Raw genomic sequence first — 4,843 nt, forward strand, 5'->3', positions numbered from 1 at the left:
AGCTCTGCCAATGTCTTGCGGAGGGCCATGCGCTGCTTAGCGCCCCGACCGGCTCCGGTAAGACCACGGGGGTGCCGCTGGCGCTGCTTGATGCCGACTGGCTCCAGGGCCGCTCCATCTTGATGCTCGAGCCGCGTCGCCCGGCCGCACGGATGGCTGCTGCACGAATGGCGGCCATGCTTGGCGAGACAGTTGGCGAGACGGTCGGACACCAGGTGCGGTTCGAGCGCCGCGTCGGACCCAACACCCGCATCCAGGTGCTCACCGAGGGTATCCTGACCCGGCGCATTCAGCATGACCCAGAGCTCGGCGGCTGCGGCTTGCTGATCTTCGACGAGTTCCACGAGCGCAGCCTGCAGGCCGACCTCGGGCTTGCGCTGGCGCTGGACGTCGCCAGTCTGCGCGACGATCTGCGCATCCTGGTGATGTCCGCGACCCTCGACTCCGAACGGCTCGCCGGGCTGCTTGGCGATGCACCGGTGATCCGCGGTGCTGGGCGCAGCTACCCGGTCGAGCTGCACTATCTCGAGCGCCCTGAGCGCGATCCCTTGTCCGGCCTGTTGCCGGCGGTGCGACGGGCGCTCACAGCACACTCAGGTGATCTGCTCCTGTTCCTGCCCGGCGCCAGCGAGATCCAGCGCATAGCCGACCAGCTGAAGCAGGCACTGGACGCATCGGCCGTCCAACCTAGCTCTAGTGGTCAGGCTCAGGCTCCACAGGCTACAACAACGCAGTCTGGCCCTGATTCATCAGCTCCCAAGCCTTCCCGAGCCCCCTCTGTCAACGGCTTGGCTCAATCTCGCGCCGGTGTCCGGACGCGGGCGCCAGCTACCGACGCCAAGGCCAGCGAAGTCGAGATCTTGTCCTTGCACGGTAGCTTGCCCCTCAGCGAGCAGGATCGTGCCTTGCGGCCCGCGCCCGACGGCCGCCGCCGGGTCGTGCTTGCAACCGATATCGCTGAGACCTCGCTCACCATCGAAGGCATCGAGGTGGTGATCGACAGCGGCCTGACGCGCAAACCGCGCTTCCAGCCTGGCACCGGATTGACCCGTCTGATCACGCAACCCATCTCGCAAGCCTCCGCCGAGCAGCGTGCTGGCCGCGCCGGTCGGCTCGGTCCCGGGCATTGTTATCGACTCTGGAGCCAGGACCAACAGCAGGCCCGCCCGGCGCAGCGTAGCGCCGAGATCCTAGAGGCCGACCTGGCGCCTTTGGTGCTCGAGCTTGCGCTCTGGGGCGTTACCGATCCCTCGCAGCTGCGTTGGCTCGATCCACCACCCAGCGCGGCTTGGGCCCAGGCCGTCGAACTGCTGCAAGGGCTCCAAGTGCTCGAGGCTAGCGGGGCAATCACCCCCGCCGGCCGTGGCGTAGCGGCGTTGCCGGTGCATCCACGTCTGGGCCGCATGCTGACCGCAGCGCCGATCAGCGCCCGCGGGCTGGCCTGCGACCTGGCAGCGCTGATCGAGGAGCGCGATCCCTGGCAGCATCGGCCCGGCCACTGGCGCCCGGTCGATCTTCAACCGCGGCTCGACGCCCTCGAGCGTGCCCGCCGCCGGCAACCAACGCCGGATTTCGAGCCGCGCCGACTGCGAGCGGTGCAGCGAGCAGCGACCCAATTCAAGCAGCTCGCTGCCCAGACAACAGACAGGATCGATGCATCCATCCCTCAGCCCGATCCCGCTGCTCGCCCCGAGCCCGATCCTCGCCACACCACGCCAAGCCTCGGCGCGCTGCTCGCGCTCGCGTATCCGGAGCGCATCGCCCGACGCCGCGAGGGCCGTACCGGCATCCAAGGCGGCATCCGCTATCTGCTGCGCAATGGCAGCGGCGCCGAGCTGCCGCGCGATGATGCCCTGGCCAGCGAGCCCTGGCTGGTGATCGCCGAGCTCGAGGCAACCCGCAACGATCATCGCATCCGTGCCGCGGCCGCGATCACCGAGACCGAGGTCCGCACCGCATTCGCCGAACAGATCAGGACCAACCGAACCCTGAGCTGGGACGCTCAGCGCGAGGCCGTGATCGCCCGCGACCAGGTCCAGCTCGGTGCGATCTTGCTCGATGCCCAGCCGGCGCCTCTGGCTGATGCCGAGGATGGTCTAGCGCTGTTGCTCGCAGCGATTGCCGGCGATCTCGAACGATCGCTGAGCTGGACGGCGGCTGCGCAGCAGCTCTGCGCTCGGGTCGAGCTCGCTCGACGTCTGCAGCCGGAGGCACATTGGCCCGACTTCTCAGTGGCTGGTATCAGGTCTGGGCTTGAAGGCGCGCTTGACGATCGGAGCTCAGACGAGGGCCGGCCTCGGAGCAAACCTGGGGGCATCGATGAAAGCAGACCCGACAGCGGAACCGTCAACAGAGCTGGGAGCAGAGCTGGAAGCGCAGCCAGAGCCGAGGAGACCGGCCGCGAGCACTGGCTGGTACCCTGGCTCATTGGCAAGACGCGCCTATCCGAGGTGCGCGCCCTCGACCTGCTCGAGGTGCTGCGCCAGGCACTCGGCTGGGACAAGTCACAGGCGCTCGACACACTGGCGCCGACTCGCCTGCAAACCCCGGCCGGGACTTGGCGCCCGATCGACTACACCGCTGGCGAGCAACCGGTCCTGCAGGTCCCGATGCAAGAGCTGTTCGGCGTCCGTGATACGCCACGCATCTTCAACGGGCGGCAACCGCTGCTGCTGCACCTGCTTTCGCCAGCGGGACGTCCACTTCAGGTCACCCAGGATCTCGCCGCATTCTGGTCCGACGCCTATACCGAGGTGCGCAAGGAGATGCGCGGTCGCTACCCCAAGCATCACTGGCCACAAGACCCAGCAGGCGAGCCGCCCATCAAGGGCGGGCTAAAGCGCCATGCGCGCTGACGCACCGACTCGTTGCACGCAGAGCCGTGCTAGGGTTGCATGCGCAGTGACCGCATGCACCGAGCCTCCCGTTCACCCGGCCCGCGGTCTGTCGAGCCGACGACGAGTCCTGTTCCTCGCGCGCGAGTAAAGAGGTTGCCCACCGGATGCCAAAGAGCCCATTGAACGCCGAACGTCAACGCCTTGAGGATCAGCGCAATGGCAAAGCCAATTGGCGGCTGTGGGGGCCGTACCTGGCCGAGCGTGCCTGGGGCACGGTACGTGAGGACTACAGCGCCGATGGCGAGGCTTGGGACTATTTTCCGCATGATCATGCCCGCTCACGCGCCTATCGCTGGAGCGAGGATGGGCTCGGCGGTATCTGCGACGAGCAGCAGTATCTTTGCATCGCACTCGCACTCTGGAACGGCCAGGACCCGTTTCTGAAGGAGCGCGCCTTTGGCCTGACCAACGCCGAAGGCAACCGCGGCGAAGACGTCAAGGAGGTCTACTTCTACTTAGATGCGACGCCGAGCCACAGCTGGCTGCGTTATCGCTATCGCTACCCGCAGCAGGCCTTCCCCTATCAGCAGCTCATCGACGAGAACGCGCGCCGCGGCCGCGATGCGCCGCCATTCGGGCTGGTTGAGGCCGGGGCCTTCGCCGAGAACCGATTCTGGGATGTCGAGGTCCGCTATGCGAAGGCGAGCCCGACTCAGGTCCAGGCCCGCATCCTGGTGACCAACCGCGGCCCCGAGTCGGCCGAGCTGCATCTGCTGCCCAGCTGCTGGTTCCGCAACACCTGGAGCTGGGGACAGCCGCATTACGACCTCTGGGGCGACGCCGCCGAGGCCCGCGCCCGCGCCGAGGCCCGGCAGCTGGGCACTGATCCCGAGCGTCCAGTCATCCGTGCCATCGAGCCACCAACGGACGTGGATTGGGCCCTACAGACCGAGCACCCATGCTTGGGCAATCAGTTCATCTACGGCCGCGGCGAGAAGGTGCAGGCCGAGCTGTTGTTCACCGAGAACGAATCGGACAACCGCCGGATCTGGGGCAGCGAAAACGCCAGTCCTTACGTCAAAGACGGCTTCCATCGCTACCTGATCGACGGAGATGCCAGCGCAGTCAACCCGGCCCAGACCGGGACCAAGGCCGCCGCCTGCTATCGGCTGTGGGTCGCGCCAGGCGCCACTCAGACCCTAGAGCTGGTCTTGGCGGCGGAGCCACTGGCCGCCCCCTTCGCCGCCACCGACAAGCTGTTCAGCCTGCGCAAGGCCGAGGCCGATGCCTTCTACCAGCATCTGCTCCCGGAAGCCGAGGCCAGCGATGCCCAGATCCTGCGCCAGGCATTGGCCGGCATGCTCTGGACCAAGCAGTTCTATCACTACGACGTTGCGCGCTGGCTCGATGGTGACAAGATCCCGCCGCCTCCCGAGCGCCGTGAGGGCCGCAATCAGCATTGGCGCCACGTCCGCGCACGCGATGTGCTCTCGATGCCCGATGCCTGGGAATACCCCTGGTTCGCCGCCTGGGATCTCGCCTATCACTGCGCGGCACTGGCCTTGGTCGACGTCGACTTCGCCAAGGACCAGGTCGAGCTGATGCTCTCCGATCGCTATATGCACCCCAATGGCCAGGTGCCGGCCTATGAGTGGAACTTCGGCGACGTCAACCCGCCGGTGCTGGCGATGGCGGCGATCAAGGTCTTTCGTGCCGAGCGTATCCAGCGCGGGGTTGGCGATCATGGCTATCTGAAGCGGGTCTTTCACAAGCTGCTGCTGAACCTCGCGTGGTGGATCAACCGCAAGGACGCCGAGGGCAACAATCTCTTCGAAGGCGGTTTTCTCGGCCTCGACAACATCTCGGTCTACGACCGCTCGCAAGCCCTCCCGCCTCGCTATCGCCTGAAGCAGGCCGATGCGACCGGCTGGATGGCGCATTTTGCGCTGAAGATGACACTGATCGCACTCGAGCTCTGTGTCGAGGACCCGCATTACGAGGACATC

2 protein-coding genes are annotated in these 4,843 nt (G+C 66.7%); both read left to right on the forward strand.

Annotation, left to right across the window (positions count from 1 at the left end; all coding sequences use genetic code 11):
- A partial coding sequence (locus ACY693_RS15025; protein WP_462322626.1) for an ATP-dependent RNA helicase occupies positions 1–2,855 on the forward strand: 2,855 nt, incomplete at its 5' end.
- Between the two features lie 146 nt (positions 2,856–3,001).
- A partial coding sequence (locus tag ACY693_RS15030; protein WP_462322627.1) for an MGH1-like glycoside hydrolase domain-containing protein occupies positions 3,002–4,843 on the forward strand: 1,842 nt, incomplete at its 3' end.

Source organism: Halochromatium sp. (assembly GCF_054919635.1).